This is a genomic window from Alcanivorax sp. (genome assembly GCF_040119285.1).
Lineage (GTDB): Bacteria > Pseudomonadota > Gammaproteobacteria > Pseudomonadales > Alcanivoracaceae > Alcanivorax.
On sequence record NZ_JBEDTY010000029.1, the window covers coordinates 17323 to 38924 of the forward strand.

The 21602-nt window shown below is 56.3% G+C and carries 16 protein-coding genes; 14 read left to right on the forward strand and 2 right to left on the reverse strand.

All coding sequences use genetic code 11. The features are described from left to right. The first annotated feature begins 1 nt into the window (after position 1). The 12 genes from ABNH10_RS07160 (at position 2) to ABNH10_RS07215 (ending at position 18009) form a co-directional block, all read left to right on the forward strand. Entirely contained in the window at positions 2 to 526 is a 525-nt protein-coding gene (locus ABNH10_RS07160) for a hypothetical protein (protein ID WP_349385286.1), read from the forward strand. After that, the gene (locus tag ABNH10_RS07165) at positions 526 to 1860 is read left to right on the forward strand and encodes a PelD GGDEF domain-containing protein (protein WP_349385287.1); all 1335 of its coding nucleotides are present in this window, start codon (positions 526 to 528) and stop codon (positions 1858 to 1860) included. The genes ABNH10_RS07160 and ABNH10_RS07165 overlap by 1 nt, the downstream gene beginning before the upstream one ends. Then, positions 1853 to 2863 (forward strand): hypothetical protein, encoded by a 1011-nt coding sequence (locus tag ABNH10_RS07170; RefSeq protein ID WP_349385288.1) that lies wholly within the window; start codon positions 1853 to 1855, stop codon positions 2861 to 2863. Before ABNH10_RS07165 ends, ABNH10_RS07170 begins: the two co-directional genes overlap by 8 nt. After that, positions 2841 to 4397, forward strand: coding sequence for a GT4 family glycosyltransferase PelF (pelF, locus tag ABNH10_RS07175; protein ID WP_349385289.1), 1557 nt, complete (start codon positions 2841 to 2843; stop codon positions 4395 to 4397). Before ABNH10_RS07170 ends, pelF begins: the two co-directional genes overlap by 23 nt. After that, positions 4397 to 5767 carry an exopolysaccharide Pel transporter PelG gene (gene pelG / locus ABNH10_RS07180; protein ID WP_349385290.1) on the forward strand — a complete coding sequence of 457 codons (1371 nt, stop codon included), beginning with the start codon at positions 4397 to 4399 and terminating at the stop codon, positions 5765 to 5767. The genes pelF and pelG overlap by 1 nt, the downstream gene beginning before the upstream one ends. 208 nt (positions 5768 to 5975) lie before the next feature. Then, entirely contained in the window at positions 5976 to 11558 is a 5583-nt protein-coding gene (locus ABNH10_RS07185) for an alpha-2-macroglobulin family protein (protein WP_349385291.1), read from the forward strand. Positions 11559 to 11831: 273 nt separating this feature from the next. Further along, positions 11832 to 12116 carry a DUF7352 domain-containing protein gene (locus ABNH10_RS07190; protein WP_349385292.1) on the forward strand — a complete coding sequence of 95 codons (285 nt, stop codon included), beginning with the start codon at positions 11832 to 11834 and terminating at the stop codon, positions 12114 to 12116. Positions 12117 to 12415: 299 nt separating this feature from the next. Continuing rightward, a protein-coding gene (prfB, locus tag ABNH10_RS07195) for a peptide chain release factor 2 (RefSeq protein WP_349385293.1) occupies positions 12416 to 13532 on the forward strand; the annotation gives its coding sequence in 2 pieces (ribosomal slippage) (positions 12416 to 12487 and positions 12489 to 13532; 1116 coding nt in all). A gap of 99 nt (positions 13533 to 13631) precedes the next feature. Then, positions 13632 to 15146, forward strand: coding sequence for a lysine--tRNA ligase (gene lysS, locus ABNH10_RS07200; RefSeq protein ID WP_349385294.1), 1515 nt, complete (start codon positions 13632 to 13634; stop codon positions 15144 to 15146). Between the two features lie 100 nt (positions 15147 to 15246). Then, positions 15247 to 15915: a TetR/AcrR family transcriptional regulator gene (locus tag ABNH10_RS07205; RefSeq protein WP_349385295.1), complete on the forward strand. Its 669-nt coding sequence runs from the start codon at positions 15247 to 15249 to the stop codon at positions 15913 to 15915. Further along, the gene (gene ung / locus ABNH10_RS07210; protein WP_349385296.1) at positions 15908 to 16621 is read left to right on the forward strand and encodes a uracil-DNA glycosylase; all 714 of its coding nucleotides are present in this window, start codon (positions 15908 to 15910) and stop codon (positions 16619 to 16621) included. The genes ABNH10_RS07205 and ung overlap by 8 nt, the downstream gene beginning before the upstream one ends. A gap of 272 nt (positions 16622 to 16893) precedes the next feature. Then, a complete protein-coding gene (locus ABNH10_RS07215; RefSeq protein WP_349385297.1) occupies positions 16894 to 18009 on the forward strand; it encodes an enoyl-CoA hydratase/isomerase family protein in 1116 nt (371 codons plus the stop codon). Between the two features lie 105 nt (positions 18010 to 18114). Here ABNH10_RS07215 and ygfZ read toward each other — a convergent pair whose 3' ends face one another. After that, positions 18115 to 19062 carry a CAF17-like 4Fe-4S cluster assembly/insertion protein YgfZ gene (gene ygfZ / locus ABNH10_RS07220; protein WP_349385298.1) on the reverse strand — a complete coding sequence of 316 codons (948 nt, stop codon included), beginning with the start codon at positions 19060 to 19062 and terminating at the stop codon, positions 18115 to 18117. A 152-nt stretch (positions 19063 to 19214) separates the two neighbouring features. Here ygfZ and ABNH10_RS07225 point away from each other — a divergent pair, with 152 nt between their 5' ends. Both ABNH10_RS07225 and ABNH10_RS07230 read left to right on the forward strand, forming a co-directional pair. Beyond that, positions 19215 to 19475: an FAD assembly factor SdhE gene (locus ABNH10_RS07225; RefSeq protein ID WP_035461147.1), complete on the forward strand. Its 261-nt coding sequence runs from the start codon at positions 19215 to 19217 to the stop codon at positions 19473 to 19475. After that, positions 19441 to 19836 (forward strand): hypothetical protein, encoded by a 396-nt coding sequence (locus ABNH10_RS07230; protein ID WP_231483500.1) that lies wholly within the window; start codon positions 19441 to 19443, stop codon positions 19834 to 19836. Before ABNH10_RS07225 ends, ABNH10_RS07230 begins: the two co-directional genes overlap by 35 nt. 140 nt (positions 19837 to 19976) lie before the next feature. Here the strand turns inward: ABNH10_RS07230 and nadB are convergent, their stop codons facing one another. Further along, positions 19977 to 21584: an L-aspartate oxidase gene (gene nadB / locus ABNH10_RS07235; RefSeq protein ID WP_349385299.1), complete on the reverse strand. Its 1608-nt coding sequence runs from the start codon at positions 21582 to 21584 to the stop codon at positions 19977 to 19979. Positions 21585 to 21602 lie beyond the last annotated feature (18 nt).

Below are 21602 nucleotides of genomic sequence, written 5' to 3' on the forward strand. Positions count from 1 at the left end.
AATGAGAGTGAGCATTCCGCTACTGGGTACCTTGCTGTTGGCTGTTGTGCTGGCCGGTTGTACTCATGTTCGCAGCAGTCAGGATGTGGAATTGCCGGGGGAGGGCACATGGCTGGTGTTGCCCCTGGTTAACCGTACCGCGACTCCTCAGGCCGGCCTGCGGGCGACCGCGATCGTAGAATCGGTGTTGTTTCGCCATGGCGTTAACACGGTAACCCGCTATCCACAAAGCAATAATGAAGGCGTCTTATTCGAAGGCACGTCCGCCGCCAACCGGAAAGAAATGGATAAGTGGATTCGTTCCCAATCGGCGGATTATGTGGTCAGTGGGGTCGTGCACGAATGGCGTTATAAAACCGGCGTTGACGGTGAGCCGGCGGTAGGGGTGATGATTGAAATCCGCGAACTGCCCGAGGGGCGCATTGTTTATAGCGGCACCGGATCCCGTGCGGGCTGGGCCCGCCAGTCGCTCAGTGAAGTCGGCCAGAAAGTGATCGATAAACTGATCTCGCCGGTGGTGCAGTAATGTTGGAGCACCTCAGCAACGGCAAGCTGGCGGGGGTGTTTATGCCACAGCCGAGAGTGCTCTGGTCGATGTGCGAATCGGTTATTCTGACAGCCCTGGCCGTTGGTTTGGGCCTCTGGTTACGCTACGACGATCCGTTGACGCTTATCGGAACTTTCCGCTGGGTGCTGTTAGTGCCTATTCTGTTAGCGCTTCGTTACGGCAGCCTGCTCGGTGTGTTTGGCATGCTGTGCTTGGTCAGCAGCTGGTTTATCCTCAAATTTTCCGGCTTTTACCCCAGTTTGCCCTTTCCCGAATCCACCATGCTTGGTGGCTTCGTTATTATTCTGATCTGCGGCGAGTTCGCGGATATGTGGCGGGTCAAGCTGAGGCGTGCCGACAGTGCTGCCAGCTATGCGTTGGAACGCCTGCAGAATCTGACGCAGCGCTATGTGCTGTTGCGTTTGTCCCATGACCGTCTGGAAGAGAATCTTCTGGTCAAACCCTACACCGTGCGCGATGCGCTGGTGCGGTTGCGCGACCTGACCCTGGATGAAAGCGACCGCATTCAGCTACCAGCAGCGGATGATCTGGTGCATCTTCTGGCAGAGTATTGCCAGCTACAGCGTTGTGCTCTGTACCGCGTTGTGGGTGGCCGTATTGAAGACGAGCCAGCGGCTCTGTTGGGAGAAAATCGTCCCCTGGACCGGGATAACGAACTCCTTCAACACGCGCTGGATCATCGGCTATTGGCCCACGTTCAGCAGCAAGGCTACGACAGCAATTACCATGGCCAATATCTGGTGGCTGCACCGATCATCAACAGTGGGGGAGACCTCATCGGGATGATGGTAATTGAGCGCTTGCCATTCCTCTCGATCAACTATGAAAATCTGCAGTTGCTGTCTGTGCTGCTGAACTTTTATGCGGATATTGTGCACGCTGGCGATGAAGTGGATGAGATGCTGGATCGTTGGCCGACCATGCCTTTCCGTATCGCCAGTGAATTGGCTGCCCTGGTGCGTTTGCGTGAAGGCGGCCGAGTAGACACTTCCCTGGCCCTGTTTGTGGCCGATGAAAGCGAGCAGGCCGGACTGATACTGGATGCTCTGGCGCGTGGCCTGCGTAGCCTCGACTTGGCATGGTGGCTCAACGACGGCGTACTGATGATCATGATGCCAATGACCGGGGAGTCCAGTCTGGAGGGGTATGTTCTACGCACGGAAAAATGGCTGCAAGAGGAATACGCCTTCATGAGCCTGCGCCAAGCGGGCATACAGTTCTTTTACCGGCATCTGGACCAGCGAGACCCCGAGGTGCAGATCGCCGAGTTGCTGGAGGCAGCCGGTGTCTAGCCTCAAGCTACTTATTTATGCTGTCACTGCGGAAATCGCCTCGGTTATGCTGTTGTTGAGCAAGCAGGCGGATTTATCAATTTTTTTGCTGTATTTGTTATCACACGGTTTGGCTTCGGCCTTGTTGTCCGTGGTGGCCTGGAGTTTACTGCCTTCCCGTTTCAGAACGCCAAAAATTCTCTCTTGGGTGCTGATTTTTTCCTTTGCGTTCTTTATCCCCGCCATGGGTCTTGTGACCATTCTGGGCGGGGTTGCGCTGGGTATCTGGTTGCCGGCTTTGTTCCGGGAAAAGCCGTTCGGGTTGGTGGACCAGCCGTACTTTACCCCGGTGCAAGTGAACAGCACTGCAGGTTTTCGACAGATCGACCTGAAAAATTTGCTGACTTCCTCACAGGCACCAAATGCTCTACGTGTGCAGGGAATGCTGGTGCTCAAGGATATGCCTGCCAAAGTAACCGGGAATCTGTTGCGCCATTCCCTGGGTGATGCCTTTGAAGATCTGCGGTTGCTGGCCTACGGGATTCTTGATCAGAAAGAAAAAGAAATCACCCGTGATATTGAACGGGCCTTGCACTTGCTGGAACGGGCCAAGGAGTCCCGCCGTTACCGGTTAGCGCGTCGTCTGGCCGAACTCTACTGGGAGCTCAATTATCAGGATCTGGTGCGCGGTGATATTCGTGCACTGACGCTGGAGCGCGCCGGGTATTACGCTGAAATGGGGCTGATGGAAAGCCCGGAAGATGCCGGGTTGTGGCTGTTACGCGGGCGTATCCAGCTCAGTCAGGAGCTGATAGGCGAAGCGCACCAGTCGATGACATTTGCCCGCCGACTTGGTCTTTCAGCGGCGAAAGTAAACCCCTGGCTTGCCGAAATTGCGTTGCAGCGCCGGCAAATGCCGCTGGTGCGCATGTTGATGCTGGAAATCACCGATGACAGCCAGTTCACCCAGCTGAATAAATCCGTTGAATTCTGGAGGGCCTATGAGCCTGCCACGGGCGGATAGCGCCGATATTTGTTTATTACTGGAAGGCACCTTCCCCTACGTGAGTGGTGGTGTGTCCAGCTGGGTAAACCAGATAATTCGTGGTTTTCCCGAGTACACCTTTGCCTGTTGTTTTGTGGGCAGCCGCCCGGAAGACTACGGCGAGATGAAATACGAACTGCCCGACAACGTGGTGCACCTTGAAGTGCATTACCTGCACAACTTTCAGCGAGGGGCGCAAAAACGTTCCCTCAAGGGTAATCGCAAGGCCTATGCCGATGTGCGGCGTTTCCACGAAATGGTGAAAGAGGGCGTCCACAGCCACGAACGCAGCCAACTGTTCAGTCGCATTGTGACCCACCTGGGCGAAGGCGAGGATTATTCCGAAGAGTCGTTCCTGCACAGCCGGGCCAGCTGGGATTATATCGCGCAAGCGTACCGGGATTTCAGCCGCGATCCGTCATTTGTGGATTACTTCTGGACCATTCGCATCATGCACTCGCCCATCTGGGTGCTGAATGACATCGCCGATAACCTGATTCCGGCGAAGATGTACCACACCATTTCAACCGGTTATGCCGGCTTTCTGGGTGCCATGCTCAAACGCCGCAATAACAAGCCTTTATTATTGTCCGAGCACGGTATTTACACCAAAGAGCGCAAGATCGATTTATTCCAGAGTGAATGGATCAGCGATAACCGTGGCTTGGTGGAAAAGAATAACTCGGAGATGGCCTATTTTCGGGAAAAATGGGTGAATTTTTTCACCGAGTTAGGGCGTGAGTGTTATCAGGCATCAGATCGGATTGTGGCTCTCTATGAGCGAAATCGGGAACGGCAGATGGAAGATGGCGCACCTCCGGACCGTACATTGAATATTCCCAATGGCATCGACTTGCCGCGCATGCAGAAAGTACGCGCCGCCCGTGGTGAAGCCATTCCGCCGGTAGCTTGCCTGATTGGCCGTGTGGTTCCCATCAAGGATGTGAAAACCTTCCTGCGCGCCATGCGCACCCTGGTCAATGTGATCCCCGAAGCGGAAGGCTGGATCGCTGGGCCGGAAGATGAAGATAAAGATTACGCCAAAGAATGCCATGGTTTGGTGGCCAGCCTGGGGCTGGAAAAAAATGTGAAGTTTTTGGGCTTTCAGAAAATTGATGAACTGCTCCCCAAGGTAGGGGTGATCGTACTCAGCTCCATCAGTGAGGCATTGCCATTGGTGTTGCTGGAAGGGTTTGCGGCTGGCGTGCCCGCGGTGTCCACGGATGTGGGGTCCTGCCGCCAGTTGATCGAAGGCCTTGATGAAGATGATCGTGCTTACGGCAAAGCCGGGGAGGTGGTTGGCATTGCCGACCCGGAAGCGCTGGGGAACGCAGTGGCCGAGTTATTGAAAGACAAGAACGCCTGGCTTCAGGCGCAGCAGGCGGGCATTCGTCGGGTGGAAAACCTGTATACCCAGGAAATGATGTTTGGCGCCTACCGGGATTTATATTGTTCTTTGCTCAATGATTCAGGCGCTCCTGCCTCGGTCCGCAATGCGGAGGGCCACCACTAATGGCAGGCATTGGTTTTGAGCTGCGGCGTTTATTGCGCAAGGACACCTTACTTGGGCTGATTCGCGCCTACGCCTATGCCGGTGTGATCAGCTCAGGTCCTTGGGTGCTGTCGATTATCGGTATCCTGATTATCGGTATTTTCAGCTTGGGAATTGTGATACCCAATGCAGCGGTGACGCAATTTCAGGTCACGGTCACCTATTTGATTGCAGTCAGCCTGACCCTCACCGGTATTGTCCAGCTGGCGTTCACCCGTTTCTGTGCCGACCGCTCGTTTGAGCAGCGCGAAGACCTGATTCTGCCTAATTTTGGCGGCGTGACCGTGCTGGTGACGATCTCTGCCGGGCTACTGTCGTTGCCGGTGGCCATGTTCCTGTTCCCGGAGCAAAGCATTCTTTTCCGGGTGTTGCTGATCGCCTGTTTCGTGGTGTTGTGCAATATCTGGATCGCCACGGTCTTCCTGTCTGGCATGAAGCAGTACAAGGCCATTCTTCTGCTGTATGCACTGGGGTACGGGATTACGGTTGTGGCGGCGCTATTGCTGTTATTTCTGGGGCTGGAAGGGTTGTTGCTGGGCTTTCTACTCGGGCAAGTCACCTTATTGGCAGGCATGCTGGTGCTGATCGTGCGGGGCTACCCTGCCGAGAGCGTGGTGTCGTTCGCCATGTTCAGTAAAAAATACCTGTATCCCACCTTGATGCTGGTCGGCTTTTTCTACAACGCCGGTGTGTGGGCCGACAAGGCCATGTTCTGGTTCTACGATGGTACCGGCAGCGATGTGATCGGACCGCTTCGGGCTTCGTTAATCTATGATATCCCGGTCTTCCTGTCCTATCTGTCGCTGATTCCCGGCATGGCGGTATTCCTGGTACGCATGGAAACGGACTTTGTGGAGTATTACTCTAACTTTTACGATGCGGTTCGCGAAGGCGGCTCGCTATCTTATATTGAAGACATGCGTAATCAGATGGTCTTTGTGATTCGCCAGGGGATCTTCCAGATTCTCAAGATCCAAGCCATTTCAGCGTTGGTGATCATGGTTGCCGGTGCGCAGATCTTTAATGCGCTGGGCATTTCCGAATTGTACCTGCCGCTGCTCAAGGTCCAGCTGATTGCCACCGCATTACAAGTGGTGTTCCTCGCCATCATCAACGTGTTCTGCTACCTGGACCAGCGCCGCATGCTGGTTCTGCTGACCGGGATGTTCTTCGTGCTTAACGTGATTTTTACTGGAATTAGCCTGTACCTAGGCCCCCAGTTCTTCGGCTTTGGCTTCCTGCTGGCCTTGGCTGTTTGTGTGCTACTAGGCCTGTGGTTGGTCAGCCGCAAAATGGCGGAGCTGGAATATTCCACCTTCATGCTTAATTGACAGGCGGTGTGTCGGATTGCGTCTTCTCATCTGGTGAAAGCGCAGCCTCTGTGCCCTTCAGACCGGGCCCTCCGGGCCTTCTAGGCTGGCCCGCACCCGTTGTTGCCGTCTGCAAGGCTGAAAAATAGCCGGTACGATAGTGGCCCAACGAATGCCCATGTGTGTGGTATGTTTTCCACGTTAATCATTTTTCCAGGGGAAGGGTTTCATGCCACGTCGGGGTTTGTCGGTTTTTCGTCTATTGATGTTGTGGGCGGTGCTGTTGATTATCGGCTGTGATGAAGCCGGAGACACCACCCGCAACGAGGATAATAACGGCGCCGCCGCAGAGGGAAATGACGCAGCGCCCGCCGTCTCGCCACTGGATCAGCGCTGGCAGACCCATCTGGCGAGCCTGCCCGCCGGCACCATCAGTGCCCGTGCACCGCTGATCGTGCGCTTCAATCATCCCGTGGCCAGCCCCGATCAGTTTGATAAACCCCAGTCTGGCGTGGTGCGGCTGCTGCCGGAACGTTCGGTGACGGCGGTGTTTACCGCTGAAGATCGATTGGAAGTTCGCCCCTTAGAACCTTTGTCCGGTGGTGAATCGCTGACCCTGGTGTTGTACGCACAGGGGTTGGCTAATGTGGACGACGCCTTGAGCCCGGCAGAATTTTCCCTGCAGGTATTGCGCCAGCAATTGAGCCTCACCGTGGAGTCCCTGTTACCCACCGAGGATGGCCGTGAGATGGTGTTACGCGGCAGCCTTGAGACCCGTGACCTGGCGGACGACGACAAGGTGGAGTCGGTGCTGGCCGCCAGCCAGAACGGTGATGCCTTAACCATTGCCTGGCAGCATGACAGCGCCGGGCTTCGCCATGCATTTTCAGTGAGCAGCATTGTTCGTGAGCAGCAAGCCAGCGATGTGTCCCTGAGCTGGGATGCGGCGCCCTTGGGGCTGAGCAACAACGGTAAACGCCACTACATCGTACCGGCGCTGAAAAATTTCGCGGTCACCAATGTGCGCGCGGTCAGTTACCCCCAACCCCACATCCAGGTGAATTTCTCTGAAGCACTGAACGCCACCCAGAACCTGAAAGGCCTGGTTACCCTCAATGACAACAATGCCCGCGTGGAGGTAGACGCCAGCACCCTGCGCATTTACCCGCAGGAAGAGCTGGACGACGATGTGGCGTTGGTCATCGACGCCAGCTTGCGCTCGGCCAGCCAGGGGCGCCTGGCGAAGACACTGGAAAAGAACCTGACCCTGATGGCCAACAAGCCAGGGGTTCGCTTCGTTGGCGAAGGCACTATTTTGCCCGATGGCAAGCAACTCAGTGTGCCTTTTGAAACGGTGGGGGTGCGCTCGGTAAAAGTGCAGGCATTCCGGGTATTCGATGACAATATCGGCCGCTATTTGCAGGCCAGTGAACTGAATGAAGCGGATATGGATTCACGCACTGGCCGCTACCTGTGGCAGAAAACCCTGAGCCTGCCGGGCACTGGCGATGGCTGGCAGCGTTATCAGCTGGACCTCACCGAGCTGATGGCCAAACACCCCAATGGCCTGGTGCATCTAACCCTGGCCATCGATGGCGACGACATCAGCTACCACTGCCCGGACGGTGCCCTGCATAAAAAGACTACCCTGCCCGACAATTACGAAGGCCCCGGGCAAGATGATGGCGGCAATGATCTCTACGAAAACTATTACATTGATGGCGGTTACCTGAGCTGGTACGAAAAAGATAACCCCTGCTCCGACAGCTACTACGAATATAACGACCTGGCCAGCAGCACTCGGGCTTTCTTGGCTTCCAACCTGGGGTTGATTGCCAAGCAAGGCCAGAACGACACCTTGCTGGTGGTGGCCACCGAGCTGGATAGCAATACGCCTGCTGAAGACGTGGTGCTGAAAGCCTACAACTACCAGCTGCAGCAAGTGGGCATGGGGCTCACCGATGCCCAAGGCATGGCCAGCCTCACCCTTGAAGGCAACGCTTATTATCTGGAAGCGGTCAAGGATCGGGACAACGGCTACCTGAAGCTGGCCCGTAACCGGGCCTTGCCCACTAACCAGTTCAACACCGGTGGCCAGCAGGTTCGTGATGGCCTAAAAGGCTTTTTCTACGGCGAAAGAGATGTGTGGCGTCCCGGTGATGCCATCCACCTCACCTTCATTCTGGAAGATCAGGACAACATGATTCCCGAGGGTCACCCGCTGACGCTGGACTGGTTCGACCCCAGAGGGAATAAGGTGAAAAGCTACACCCTGGATACACCCGTGGGTGACTTCTATGCCTTTACCTTGCACACGGACGAAGACGCGCCCACCGGTAACTGGCGTGCAGTGGCGCGGCTGGGGGAGCGTTATTTCGATACCCCCATCCGGGTGGAAGCAATTAAGCCTAACCGGCTGAAGATCGAGCTGGATTTGCCCGAAACCCTGTATGCCAACGAGGCCACGGACATTGGCTTGTTTACCCAATGGCTCAATGGCGCCACTGCGGCCAATCTGGAAGCGGACATGCAGGTGCGCGTTAGTGCACGGACCACCCGCTTCGATGGCTACGATGCTTATCACTTCGACGACCCCACCCGGAAACTGAGCAGCGAACCATTCACTGCCTTCGAGGGCAACGTGGACGGGCAGGGCAACGCTACCGTGCCGCTCACTGTGAATGTGGACCAGACCCCGGGCATGCTGCGTGCCACCCTGACCACCCGTGTGTTTGAAAACAGCGGCGATTACAGCACCCAAATTCGCAGCGTGCCGGTGTACCCGTTCAAGCACTGGGTGGGCATGCGTATTCCGCAAGGCAGTGGTTGGGGCGGTGCGTTGTCCCGCGAAGGCCAGCACGCCATTGATCTGATCAGCCTGAACAGCGATGGCAAAGCAGAGCCTAGTCGGCCCCTGGACATCAGTGTCTACCAGATTGACTGGCGCTGGTGGTGGGATCGTTCAGGCGATGACCTGAGCAACTACATTAGCGACCCCAACACCCAGCGCGTGGCCCAGGCTCAAATCACCACCGATGGCCAAGGCCGCGCACAATGGAACCTGAACGGGGAAGACTACGACTGGGGTCGCCACCTGATCCGTATCTGTGATCGGCAAAGTGACCATTGCACCGCGCAAACAGTCTATCTGGGCTGGAGCTGGGAGCAGGCCAGCGGGAGTCAGGATGCAGCTACACGGCTGTCACTCTCCGCCGATCAGGACCGCTATGCGGTAGGGGATATCGCCCATATTGAACTGCCCGCCGTGGCCAAGGGTCGTCTGCTGGTGAGCCTGGAAACCGGCTCCCGAGTGCTGGACCACTATTGGCTGGACGCTAACGGCACAACACAAACATTGGATATCCCCATCACCGCCAACATGGCCCCCAATGTGTATGTGCATGTGGCCCTGCTGCAACCGCACAGTGGCCGCAGTAACGACCGGCCCATTCGCCTTTATGGGCTGGTGCCGTTGCTGGTGGATGACCCCAATACGCGCCTCAACCCGCAACTGAGTGCCCCGCAAAAGGTGAAACCCGAAGAGACCTTCACGGTGGAGGTGAGTGAGCAGCAGGGTAAGCCGATGACCTACACCCTGGCATTGGTGGACGAAGGTTTGCTCGGCCTCACCCATTACCAAACCCCGAACCCCCACGACAGCTTCTACCGCCGTGAAGCCTTGGGGGTGCTCACCTGGGATCTATTCGACATGGTGGTTGGCGCCTACGGTGCAGAGCTGGATCAGCTGCTGGCGCTGGGGGGCTCCGATGGCTCCGATGATGGCCGAGAAAAGCAACGCCGTCGGTTCCCGCCAGTGGTGAAATTCCTCGGCCCTTTCCCGTTAGATAGCCATGAAACCGCGCACCACGATATTACTTTGCCGCCCTATATGGGGCAGGTACGGGCCATGGTGGTGGCCGGCGATAACGGCGCCTACGGCAAGGCAGAGCAGGATATTACCGTGACCCAGCCGCTCACCGTGCTGAGCACCTTGCCGCGGGTATTAGGCCCGGGAGAAAGTGTTGCGTTGCCGGTAACCGTGTTTGTCACCGACGACAGCCTAAAGAACGTGACCCTGACCGTGGAGGCGGACAACGATCTGTTTGAGGTGGAGCAGGGCGAGGCATCGCTCACCTTCACCAGCCCGTCCGATCAGATTGCCGTGCTGAAAATCACCGCCAAACAGCAGGTGGGTATCGGCGATATCACCGTCACCGCGAAAGGGGGCGAGCACAGCACGTCGGAAACCGTGCACTTGCCAGTGCGGGCGGCCAACCCGCCCACCACCCGTGATATCCGCAAGGTGCTGGCGCCCGGTGAACTGTGGGCGCTGGAATCCCAACCTCACGGCATGGCCGGTACTAACAGCAGTACCGTGGTGGTTAGTGCCTTGCCTGCCATGGGGCTAGAGCGTCGTTTGGATTACCTGCTGCGCTACCCCCATGGCTGCATCGAACAAACCACCTCGGCGGTGTTGCCGCAGCTGTACCTGAATCAGTTGCTGCAACTGGATGAGCAACAAGGCCAGGACGTTCAAAATAACATTGCCGCTGGCATCGAGCGGCTGCAGCGGTTCCAACTGGCCGATGGCGGTTTCAGCTACTGGCCGGGTTTGGCCAATGCCAGTGATTGGGGCACCAGTTATGCGGGCCATTTCTTGCTTGAAGCCAAGCGGCTCGGTTATGCCGTGCCGGCGGCCATGTTAGATAACTGGACCGCCTACCAGATTCGCCGTAGCCAGAGCCTGGGCGATCGCCCCTGGCAGTGGAGCGCGGAAGCTTACCGCCAATACACCCTGGCACTGGCCGGCAAGCCCCAAGTGGGCGTCATGAATCGCCTGCGCGAACGCTTGCAGATGGCCCGGGCGGATTACGCGCGCAGTGCCAGCTACCATAGTGGTCGTTGGTTGCTGGCGGCGGCATACCTGCAAATGGGGCTTAGCGACGTGGCGGCGGAACTCACCGCCACGGCGGCGTCGGGCCTGGAATACGACGGCGCTAGCTACACCTATGGCTCTCAGTTGCGTGACCAGGCTATCCGCCTCACCGTGGCCGATGCCCGTGGTGATAGCGCCGAGGCCTGGACCCTGGCAGAGGACATTGCCAGCCAGCTGGCCAGTGACAATTGGTACAGCACGCAAACCACCGCGTGGTCGCTCATGGCCATGGCCCGTTATGCCGGCAGTCAGAGTGATGAGCAGGGCTACCGGTTTGCGATTCGCGAAGGCAAGCAGGCATGGCAGAAGATCGCAGCCACCTCACCGGTGTATCGCCAAACGCTGGCCGATAGCCAGCACGCCCAGGCCTTTACCGTGCGCAATGATAGCCAGCGTAAGCTGTTTGCCACCCTGAGCAATGTGGGAACGCCGCTGCCGGGTAACGAACAGGCCAGCAGTGAAGGGCTCACCCTTAGCACCCGCTTCTTTGCGGATGGCCAAGCGGTGAGCCCGCAAAAGTTGCCTCAAGGGCAGGATTTTGTGGCCGAAGTCACCATTACCAACACCGGTAACCGCACCTTGGAAAATTTGGCTCTCACCCAAATCCTTCCTTCCGGCTGGCAGATTACCAGCAGCCGGCTGGATGGCAGCGATGAGCAGCAGGAGCGTATTACCTACCAGGACCTGCGCGACGACCGGGTGATGCATTATTTCGATCTGAAACCGGGCAGCAAGCATCGCCTCACCGTGCGGGTGGCGCTCAATGCCTCCTTCGCCGGACGCTTCTACCTGCCTGCTTGGAACGTGCAAGCCATGTACGACGGCAGCCGCCAAGCGCGCAGTAAAGGGCAATGGGTTGAGGTGACGCGGGAGTAGAGAACAAGGTTGGGGTTAGCCTGAAAGGCGTAATCCGAGATTGGCTTTAAAGCGATATAGCTTCGTTAAGCAGGCCTGCTGAGCTGCATCCGTCACCGCGGCAAAATTGTCGACAATGGCTGTCTGGGCCCGTGGTTTTTGCTAGGATTGCCCATCGCGCTCGATACCGGGCGCCCTTATTTCTTTGGTGCGCGGCCCCAAAGGCCGTGCTACAACCACTTTGCGGCGTGGCTATCGCTACTGCTGTGGTGTGTCCTTAACGGAGGGGCTCAAATGAAAACGATTCATAAGCATCGGCTTAATATCAACGGTGACGTGCAAGACATCCGTTTGCAGCAAGAGGGTAGGGTGCTGCGGGTGGATTACGTTCTGCAGGAAGCCGTGATTTTCATGTGGGTGGAAGTGGACGCGGATACGGTGATAGACACGCCGAAAGAAGTCCGCCGCTTCAAGGTATTCAACACCGGTTCTGGCATTCCGAAAAACGCCAGCTACATTGGCACCACCATCGATAATATGAAACCGGCGGCGTACCACGTTTACGAGCTGAAAGATTGATCGGTATTGCCGCAGGAAGCACTGAATAACGTCGCGAGTGGTGCAATAAAAAGCCTGTTCATCACAGCGCCCGCAGAGTACATAGAAAGGTACACAGAGAGAGCCCCCTTTTCGTAGGCGATTACTGTGTACTTTGTGGTAAATCTGTCTTCGTTGGGGGTTGCGTTATCCAGCCTTGGCGCGTGGCCAGGGGGGAGGTTGCTCGCCCCTCGTCAGTGCCCCCGCAAACCGTTAAACTTCGCCGTCTGCCGAGCACCAATCCGGCTTGGCACCTATTTCTGCAATTTCAGAGAGACGTAATGGAAGTCAATCCGCTGCGAACCCACCTTTCCGACCTCGCCGAGCGTGTCGAAGCGCTCAGGGGGTATCTTTGACTACGTTCAAAAGAGTGAACGCCTGACTGAAGTCGAGCGCGAGCTCGAAAGCCCCGATGTCTGGAATGATCCGCCCTATGCTCAGGCGTTGGGTAAGGAGCGCTCTCAGTTGGAGGGGGTGGTGAAAACCATCGACGACGCTAGCCAGGGCTTAGGGGACACCTCAGCCTTGTTGGACCTGGTGGTGGAAGAGGGCGACGAAGATACTCTTTCAGAAGTGGAAAGCGATCTGCGAGATCTGGAAAAGATGGTGGCGGATCTGGAATTCCGTCGCATGTTCTCCGGGCAGATGGACCCCTGCAGTGCCTACTTGGATATTCAATCCGGTTCCGGTGGCACCGAAGCCCAAGATTGGGCAGAGATGATGTTGCGCATGTACCTGCGTTGGGGCGAAGCCCACGGTTTTAAAACAGAGCTGGTGGAAGCTTCCGCCGGCGATGTAGCGGGTATCAAATCTGCCACAGTGCGCTTTGAAGGTGATTATGCTTACGGCTGGTTGCGCACTGAAACCGGCGTGCATCGGCTAGTGCGCAAAAGCCCTTTCGATTCCGGTGGCCGCCGCCATACCTCATTCAGCTCCGTGTTTGTGTCTCCTGAGGTGGATGACGATATCGATATTGAAATCGATTTGGGCAATATGCGGGTGGATACTTACCGGGCGTCCGGCGCGGGTGGTCAGCACGTTAACCGGACCGATTCTGCGGTGCGCCTGACCTACCTCTTTAAGGATGATGGGGGCACTGAGCATACCGTAGTCACCCAGTGCCAGAGCGAGCGAAGCCAGCACCAGAACAAAGACAAGGCCATGAAGATGATGCAGGCTAAGGTCTATGAGCTGGAAATGCAGCGGCGTAATGCCGAGAAGCAAGCCTTGGAAAACAGCAAGGCTGACATCGGTTGGGGCAGCCAAATTCGCTCTTATGTTCTCGATGATGCGCGCATCAAGGATTTGCGCACAGGGGTGGAAAACCGTAATACCCAGGCGGTACTGGATGGTGCCCTGGATCCCTTTATTGAAGCCTCCCTAAAAGCGGGATTGTGATTGATACGCTGGGTGCCTGACGCTTGCCGCTTGACGCTAACTCCAAAGCGTCAGGCGTTAAGCGTGCGGCGCCTGGCGCTTTACCGGAAGCACTGAGTTATGAGCCAAGACAACACCACACAGAATGTCGACGCCTCGCAGCAGGCCGCTGCCGAAAACCGTCTCATTGCAGAACGTCGTGCCAAGTTGGCCGAGTTACGCGAAGGCGGTAACCCGTTTCCCAATCATTTTCGCAGGGATTCCCTTGCCGCCGATTTGCAAGCGCAGTATGGCGAATTCACCAAGGAAGAGCTGGAAGAGAAAAATATTCAGGTAGCGGTAGCCGGCCGTATGATGCTGGATCGCAAAGCCTTCAAGGTACTACAGGACATGTCTGGGCGTATTCAGATTTTCGCGCCCAAGGACGAAACCCGCGATGTGCGTAAAGAAACCAAGAGCTGGGATCTGGGCGACATCATTGGGGTACGTGGCACGCTGTGTAAATCCGGTAAGGGCGACCTGTATGTGATGATGGATGAGTATTTGTTGCTCACCAAATCCCTGCGCCCGCTGCCCGAAAAGCATAAGGGGCTGACTGATACCGAAGCCAGGTACCGCCAGCGTTATGTGGACTTGATCGTTAACGAGGACACTCGAAAGACGTTCCAGATCCGCGCCAAAATTGTGGCCGGGATTCGCAACTTTCTGGTACAAAAAGATTTCGTGGAAGCGGAAACACCCATGCTGCAGGTGATTCCAGGCGGCGCGACTGCGCGCCCGTTTATTACTCACCACAATAGCTTAGACATGGACATGTACTTGCGCATTGCGCCGGAACTGTACTTGAAGCGGTTGGTGGTAGGCGGTTTCGAAAAAGTGTTCGAGATTAACCGTAACTTCCGCAATGAAGGCCTCTCGACCCGGCATAACCCGGAATTCACCATGCTAGAATTCTACCAGGCGTTTGGTGATTACCACGACCTGATGAACCTGACCGAAGAAATGCTGCGCACCTTGGCCGAGACGGTGTTGGGCAGCACGGATGTGGCTTACCAGGGCGATGTGTTTGATTTTGGCAAACCTTTTATCCGCATGACGGTGTTCGATTCCATTTTGCATTTTAATCCTGATATTGATGCCGCCAAATTGGCAGATATTGAGGGCGCGCGTGAGATCGCCACCGGCTTGGGTATTCCGCTTAAGAATGGTTATGGCCTGGGTAAGGTGCAGATCGAGATTTTTGAGAAGACGGTGGAACACCGCCTGAAAGATCCCACCTTTATTACCGAGTATCCCACCGAGGTTTCGCCGCTGGCGCGCCGCATGGACGATAACCCCTTTGTGACAGAGCGGTTTGAATTTTTTGTGGGTGGTCGTGAAATTGCCAACGGCTTCTCCGAGTTGAATGATGCGGAAGACCAAGCCGAGCGTTTCCGTCAGCAGGTGGAAGAAAAAGCCGCAGGTGACGACGAAGCCATGTTCTACGATGAAGATTATGTGGTCGCGCTTGAGCATGGCCTGCCACCGACCGCTGGTGAGGGCATCGGCATCGATCGTCTGGTAATGTTGTTTACCGATGCACCGTCCATTCGTGACGTTATTCTGTTTCCGCATATGCGGCCCCATGGCCGGTAAGAACGGTGTTTTCGGGCGTCATTTTCGCCCGTTGTGTTGCAGGAGCGTTACAGGGAGAGTGATACAATTTAGGGTGTGATAACACAGGCTGGCTGTATCCATGACAACTGAAATTCAGTACCAGGGAAGGAAAACGCGCCGAACGGGTAGCGAACAGCGTCGACAGGCTATTCTTGAGGCCTCGTTGAATATTATTGTGCGCGATGGTATCCGGGCGGTTCGCCACCGTTCGGTTGCCCGTGAAGCGGGCGTCCCGCTTTCTGCGACAACCTATTACTTTAAAGATCTCTCTGATTTGATCGCTGACACCTTCGCATTGTTCGCAGAGCGAGCAATAAAGGAGGTGGTCGAACCCTTTAAAGAGCAAGCGTTCGGGTTGATGTCGCAGTTTTCCCGGGAGAGCCTGAAAAACCCGCAAGAACGGGGGCGGTTGGTGCAGCTGCTTGCTCAGATGATGGGCGCTTTCATCGTTGATGAGTTGCAAAATCGTCGTGATCATATTGTGGCTGAGCAGGCGTTTATTCAGGAAGCCGTTCTTGATCCGCGGCTGCGGAAAATGGCTGATATGTATTTGGCCCAGCATGTGGAAACCTTGGCCATGGCGTGTGAGCTGTTTGGTTGTAAACACCCCAAGCTGGATGGGGAGTTAATCTTCTCTACCTTCCTGACCATTGAGCAGCGTTTGTTGGTGCACCCGGAAAAAGTCTCCCAGGCGTTTGCGGAGAAACGGATGCACAACTTGATGGAGAAAGTGATCCCCCATGGTTAATGCCTATGCCGTGAACACCCCTGACAGCAAAGTTGTGCCGTTGGAGCCGGGCTGGAAACAGCACCTTGAGGGGGAGTTTCAACGGGACTATATGGCGCAGTTGCGCCATTTTTTAGCGCAACAGAAGCGTGAAGGAAAAACGGTTTTCCCGCCGGGGCCAGATATTTTTAACGCCTTCAACTTGACGCCCTTTGACTGTGTGAAAGTGGTCATCCTGGGTCAGGACCCTTACCACGGCCCCAACCAAGCCCATGGCCTGTGTTTTTCCGTTCAACATGGCGTCAAGACTCCGCCATCACTGATGAATATTTACAAGGAAATTCACCGAGATCTAGGTTTTGATATTCCTGCCCATGGCAACCTGACCTATTGGGCAGAGCAGGGTGTTTTGCTGCTTAACGCGGTGCTCACCGTGGAAGCAGGCCAGGCTGGCTCTCACCAGAAGCAAGGGTGGGAAACGTTTACCGATCAGGCCATTGAGCACTTAAACCGCGAACGTGAGGAGTTAGTGTTTTTATTGTGGGGCAGTCATGCTCAGAAAAAAGGCCGTCTGATCGACCGCGAAAAACACTGTGTGCTAAGCGCTCCACATCCGTCTCCACTGTCGGCTTACCGAGGTTTTCTCGGCTGTGGTCACTTTTCCCGTGCCAATCAATATTTGCTCCAGCACGGTAAAACCGCTATTGATTGGTCCGTGCCAGAATAAAGGCAAGCCGCCCACTGCAAGGCGAATTGGCATCTGCGGCCACACGACAACTAACGGCGTTGTGCCCCGTGTAAGGTGCTTTGTGGGCCGCGGCTCACACACCAATCTTCCCGTAGCGACCTTTCGACGTGAACATCGCTTGCCTCACTACCTGATAGCTTGCAGCGCGGAGTAAGGCATTCATAATCTGGATGGCCTTTTGCCCGTTTCCAGCTTGGAGCTTGCCGCCCACCGCGGTACCATCTTTGCCGAATTGAGACCAAGGAGTTGTTGTGTCTGACTGCGTGTTGTTTTCCGAAATCGAAACCCGTTGCGGCCGTGTTATTGCCCGCGCGACGTTGAATGCCCCCAAATCCCTGAATGCGCTGAGCTTGGAAATGATCACGCTGTTGAGCGATAAGCTGGATGCTTGGGAGCAGCGTTCCGATATTGTGGCGATCTGGCTGGATGGGGCTGGCGACAAGGCGCTCTGTGCGGGTGGTGATATCGTGCAGATGCATAAATCCATGGTGAAACATGCCGGTGAAGGCCGAAACCCGGTTACCGAAGAGTATTTCGCAGCGGAATATGTGCTGGATTATCGTCTGCATACGAGTGCGATTCCGGTGATCGTCTTTGGTGATGGCATTGTTATGGGCGGTGGCATGGGGCTGCTGCAGAGTGCGGATTTCCGTTTGGTAACGCCCCGCTCGCGCATGGCCATGCCGGAAATTACCATCGGCCTGTTCCCTGATGTGGGTGGCAGCTGGTTCCTGAATCGTTTGCCTGGAAGGGTGGGCTTGTTCCTTGGCCTTACTGGGGTTCACATCAACGGTCGTGAAGCTGTGGAAATTGGCATGGCCGATCGCATGGTAGAGGCGGATGCCGACAGCCTGCTGGACGCGCTGGCCGAGCAGAATTATGCGGATAACGAAGCGGAAAATCGCGCGGTGATCTATCGCTTGTTCAAACAGCAGGCCGCGGACATGAGAGATCTGCCGCACCCGTTGATTGACCATATGCCATTAATTAACCGTTTGTGCGATGGCGAGGACATTACCGTTGTCACTGAGCAGCTGCTGAGCGTGAAAGAACGTGACCGTTGGCTGGACAAGGCACTGGGTAACCTTGAGCGAGGTTGCCCGCAAACGGCTCATCTGGTGTGGGAGCAACTGGATCGTTCCACTTATTACGACCTGGCAGAGGTGTTTAGGATGGAGTGGTGCTTGGCGGTGCAATGTTCACTACACGGTGATTTTCGCGAAGGGGTGCGAGCTTTGTTAATCGACAAGGACGGCAAACCCAGCTTCCGGCATCGTGATGTGGCGTCGGTGCCAAAAGAGTACATCGAGGGTTTCTTCCGCTGCCCGGCGCCAAAGCACCCGCTGGCGGATTTGGGTAAGGCTTGAGTAGGGGCTAGAAAGACACATAAAAAAAGGCGCTTCGGCGCCTTTTTTTATGTGGAAAGACTTGGGGCTAATTCGGCCTACGTGCGCGTGTGGGCTCCGTGGGGCTTAATCTTTCCAGGGCAAGGTATAGGGTAGAGTGCCGAGCTGGCTGTTGAGCGGCTCGGCGTCTTTGAACAATACACCATCGGTGTTGCGGCGCAGTACCACGAGGGCGCTGTGCCCGGCAGGGGTGCGGGCACTGCTGACCACTTCACCGGCGGCTTTGCCGTTGCTGTCGCGTAGCGTTTCACCGGGTGTCAGGTCCATATCGGCGGTGTAATCGACCCGTTGCATGCGTTGCTTGAGCTTGCCCTTGAAGTGCATGCGTGCAACTACTTCCTGGCCGGTGTAGCAGCCTTTCTTAAAGTTCACGCCGGCGGTGACGTCGTAGTTAAGAACCTGAGGCAGGAATAGATCTTCTGCGCCCGGGTAGACCATGCCTTCGCCGGCGTCGATGTCGGCCAGCCGCCAGCCGTTGCCGTTGAGGGCTGTGCGTTCCTGAGCCAGTGCCGCCCATACGGCTTCCGCTTGCTCTGTGTGGGTAATCAGCAGTGCGTGATCGGTGTTGGGGTAGCGTAGCCACAGGCCTTGATCGTTGCGGGTGCTTTGCCCAGGTTCGGGAAGGGCGCCGGGCAATGCGCCTGAAAGCCCCAGAATTACGGCCTGGTTGTCCACTTGAAATTCCACTTTGGCGCGCAGGCGGTATTTCATTAATGATTTGATTACCGCTTCGCTTTGTCCGGCTGGGCCGAGCATCAGGTAGTCGTTACCGTCGCGAACAATGCGTACGCTGACCAGGCCACGGCCTTTCAGGCTCAGATGCATGCCGGTGAGGTGCCCTCCGTTATCCACTTCGCGCAGGTCGCAGGACAGCTGACCTTGCAGGTAATGGCCGGCTTCCTCGCCATGAGCGCGGATAATAGCCAAGTGATCGCAGTGGCTTAATGTGGGGGCGTTATCCGTGGAGGCGTGATCTGCCAGGGGTTGGGCGGCAATAAACTCGGACCAGCTCATGGGGCTCCTGTTATCCTAACGTGTAACGTGGCGTGGGACTCCGGGGGGGAGTCGAGAAATCATCAGGCATGATAGATAATGCGCGCACAGCCTGAAAGCTGTATGGGTTAATTGTCGCAAGACGCCGGAGTGTTTGATCAGGGTAGTGCTGAATGAGTAATGAAGACCTGAAGCGGAAATATCGTTGGCAGTGCCGTCGGGGTGCGTCAGAAGTGGAGGTGGTGCTGTATGGCTATCTGGATAATCACTTTGACGCGGAGCCGGTGGAGCGCCAAGTACAGTTTGCCACCTTGCTTGCCTGTGAAGATGCGGACATGTTCGAGTGGTTCACCTACCGCAGTGAGCCTGCAGATCCGCAGTTAAATGAGTATGTGAGCCATGTCCTCGGGTTGGTCTCCGCGAAGAAAGGTTAAGCTGGCCGCTTCGCGCTATCCTGCGCGTTTACGGTGGTTGGCGGCATTGCTGGCAGCGGCGGCCATAGTATTGTCGCAATTACCGGCTTGGGCCATGCTGGTGTTGCTTGGTGTGCTGCCTATTTTAGTGAGGAGCTGGCGTTTGCCTCAGCCGGAGGCGCTAGAGCTGGATGCGCAAGGGGTGACGATCATCGGCCGGCATAAGCAAGTCATGGAGCGCCCCCTGCGTGTTATTCGCCATGGCCCTTGGTTGGCAATGCAAACGCCGAAGGGGTGGCTGCATGTGTTTGCTGACCAAGCGCCCGTTGCCGAGTTACAGCCTTTTTATCAGTGGTTTTGGGTTAAGCGTCAGCGGGGCTAGCGCACGCTACAACATTGGAAGGGAAAGCCGGGATGTTCCCCGGCTTTTTTTCAACGTTGAACGTTCAATTGAATCGCTCGTGCAGGACGGTCATCGTGTGGCTCCGTCCTTACCCGTAATCCGGCTTGATTCTATGCCAGTCAAAACGTCCCCGGTGTTAGGATCGTATTTCCGGTTTCTTCATTCGTTGCTGGGAAATCGCGCATGTAATGCAAGCCGCGGCTCTCTTTGCGTTGCATGGCAGAGCGAATAATCAGTTCGGCGATGACCACCAGATTACGTAGCTCCAGTAGGTCGTTGCTGATGTGGTAGTTGCTGTAATACTCGGCGATTTCGCTCTTTAGTAGCTCGGCGCGGTGCAGGGCTCTCTCCAACCGTTTTTCCGTTCTCACGATGCCCACGTAGTCCCACATGAAGCGACGCAGCTCGTCCCAGTTGTGGCTGATCACCACGTCTTCATCCGAGTCGGTAACCTGCGATTCATCCCATTCGTTGTCGTCTCTTGGCGTGGGGATTTTATCCAGGTGGGCGCGAATATGGTCAGCGGTGGCTTTGCCGTACACAAAGCACTCCAGCAATGAATTGCTAGCCATGCGGTTGGCTCCGTGTAAGCCGGTAAAACTGGTTTCGCCAATGGCATAGAGGCCAGGCACATCGGTTTGTCCATGCTTGTTAATCATCACGCCGCCGCAGGTGTAATGAGCCGCAGGGACCACCGGAATGGGGTCGCGGGTGATATCCAGCCCCAGCTGCAGGCACTTGGCGTATACGGTGGGGAAGTGCTCGATAATGAAGTCTGCGGGTTTGTGGCTGATATCAAGGTAGAGACAATCCGCGCCCAGCCGTTTCATTTCGTGGTCAATGGCGCGGGCAACCACATCCCGGGGGGCTAACTCGCCGCGTTCATCAAAGCGGTTCATGAAGCGTTCGCCATTGGGGAGCAGCAGGTGCCCGCCTTCGCCGCGGATGGCCTCGGTAACGAGGAAGCTTTTTGCCTTGGGGTGATAGAGGCAGGTGGGGTGAAACTGCATGAATTCCATATTGGCGACCCGACAGCCGGCTCGCCAGGCCATGGCAATGCCATCGCCGGTGGCCACATCCGGGTTGGATGTGTAGAGGTACACCTTGGAGGCCCCGCCGGTGGCCAGCACCACGGAGCGGGCGAGAATAACGTCGGTTTCGCCGGTTTGAATGTTGTGTACGTAGGCGCCACAGCAACGTTGCTCTTTGCCTTGCGGTCCGTCGTGTTCCTGTACGATCAGGTCCACCGCCACCCGGTGCTCAAAGCGGATCACGTTTTCTTTTTTGCAGACTTGTTCGATCAATGTGCCGGAGATGGCTTTGCCGGTGGCATCGGCGGCATGAATGATGCGCCGATGGCTATGCCCGCCTTCGCGGGTTAAGTGGTAGGGCAATTTACTGCCGTCACCGCTATCGAAACGGGTGAAGTCCACGCCCAGATCAATCAACCAACGAATGGCGTCGGGGCCATTTTCTACCGTAAAGCGTACCGCATCATCCTGGCATAGCCCTGCGCCAGCCACATGGGTATCGGCCACATGACTTTCCAGTGAGTCTTCTTGGTCCAACACCGCGGCCACTCCGCCCTGGGCGTAGTAGGTGCTAGCGCTGGTGAGCTCCCCTTTGGAGAGCAGGGCAACCTGACACTCATTCGGCAGGCGAAGTGCAGCCGTAAGGCCTGCGGCGCCGGAGCCGATAATGAGTACATCGTGTCGGTAGGTGGCCATGGATAGTCCTGTTGTGGA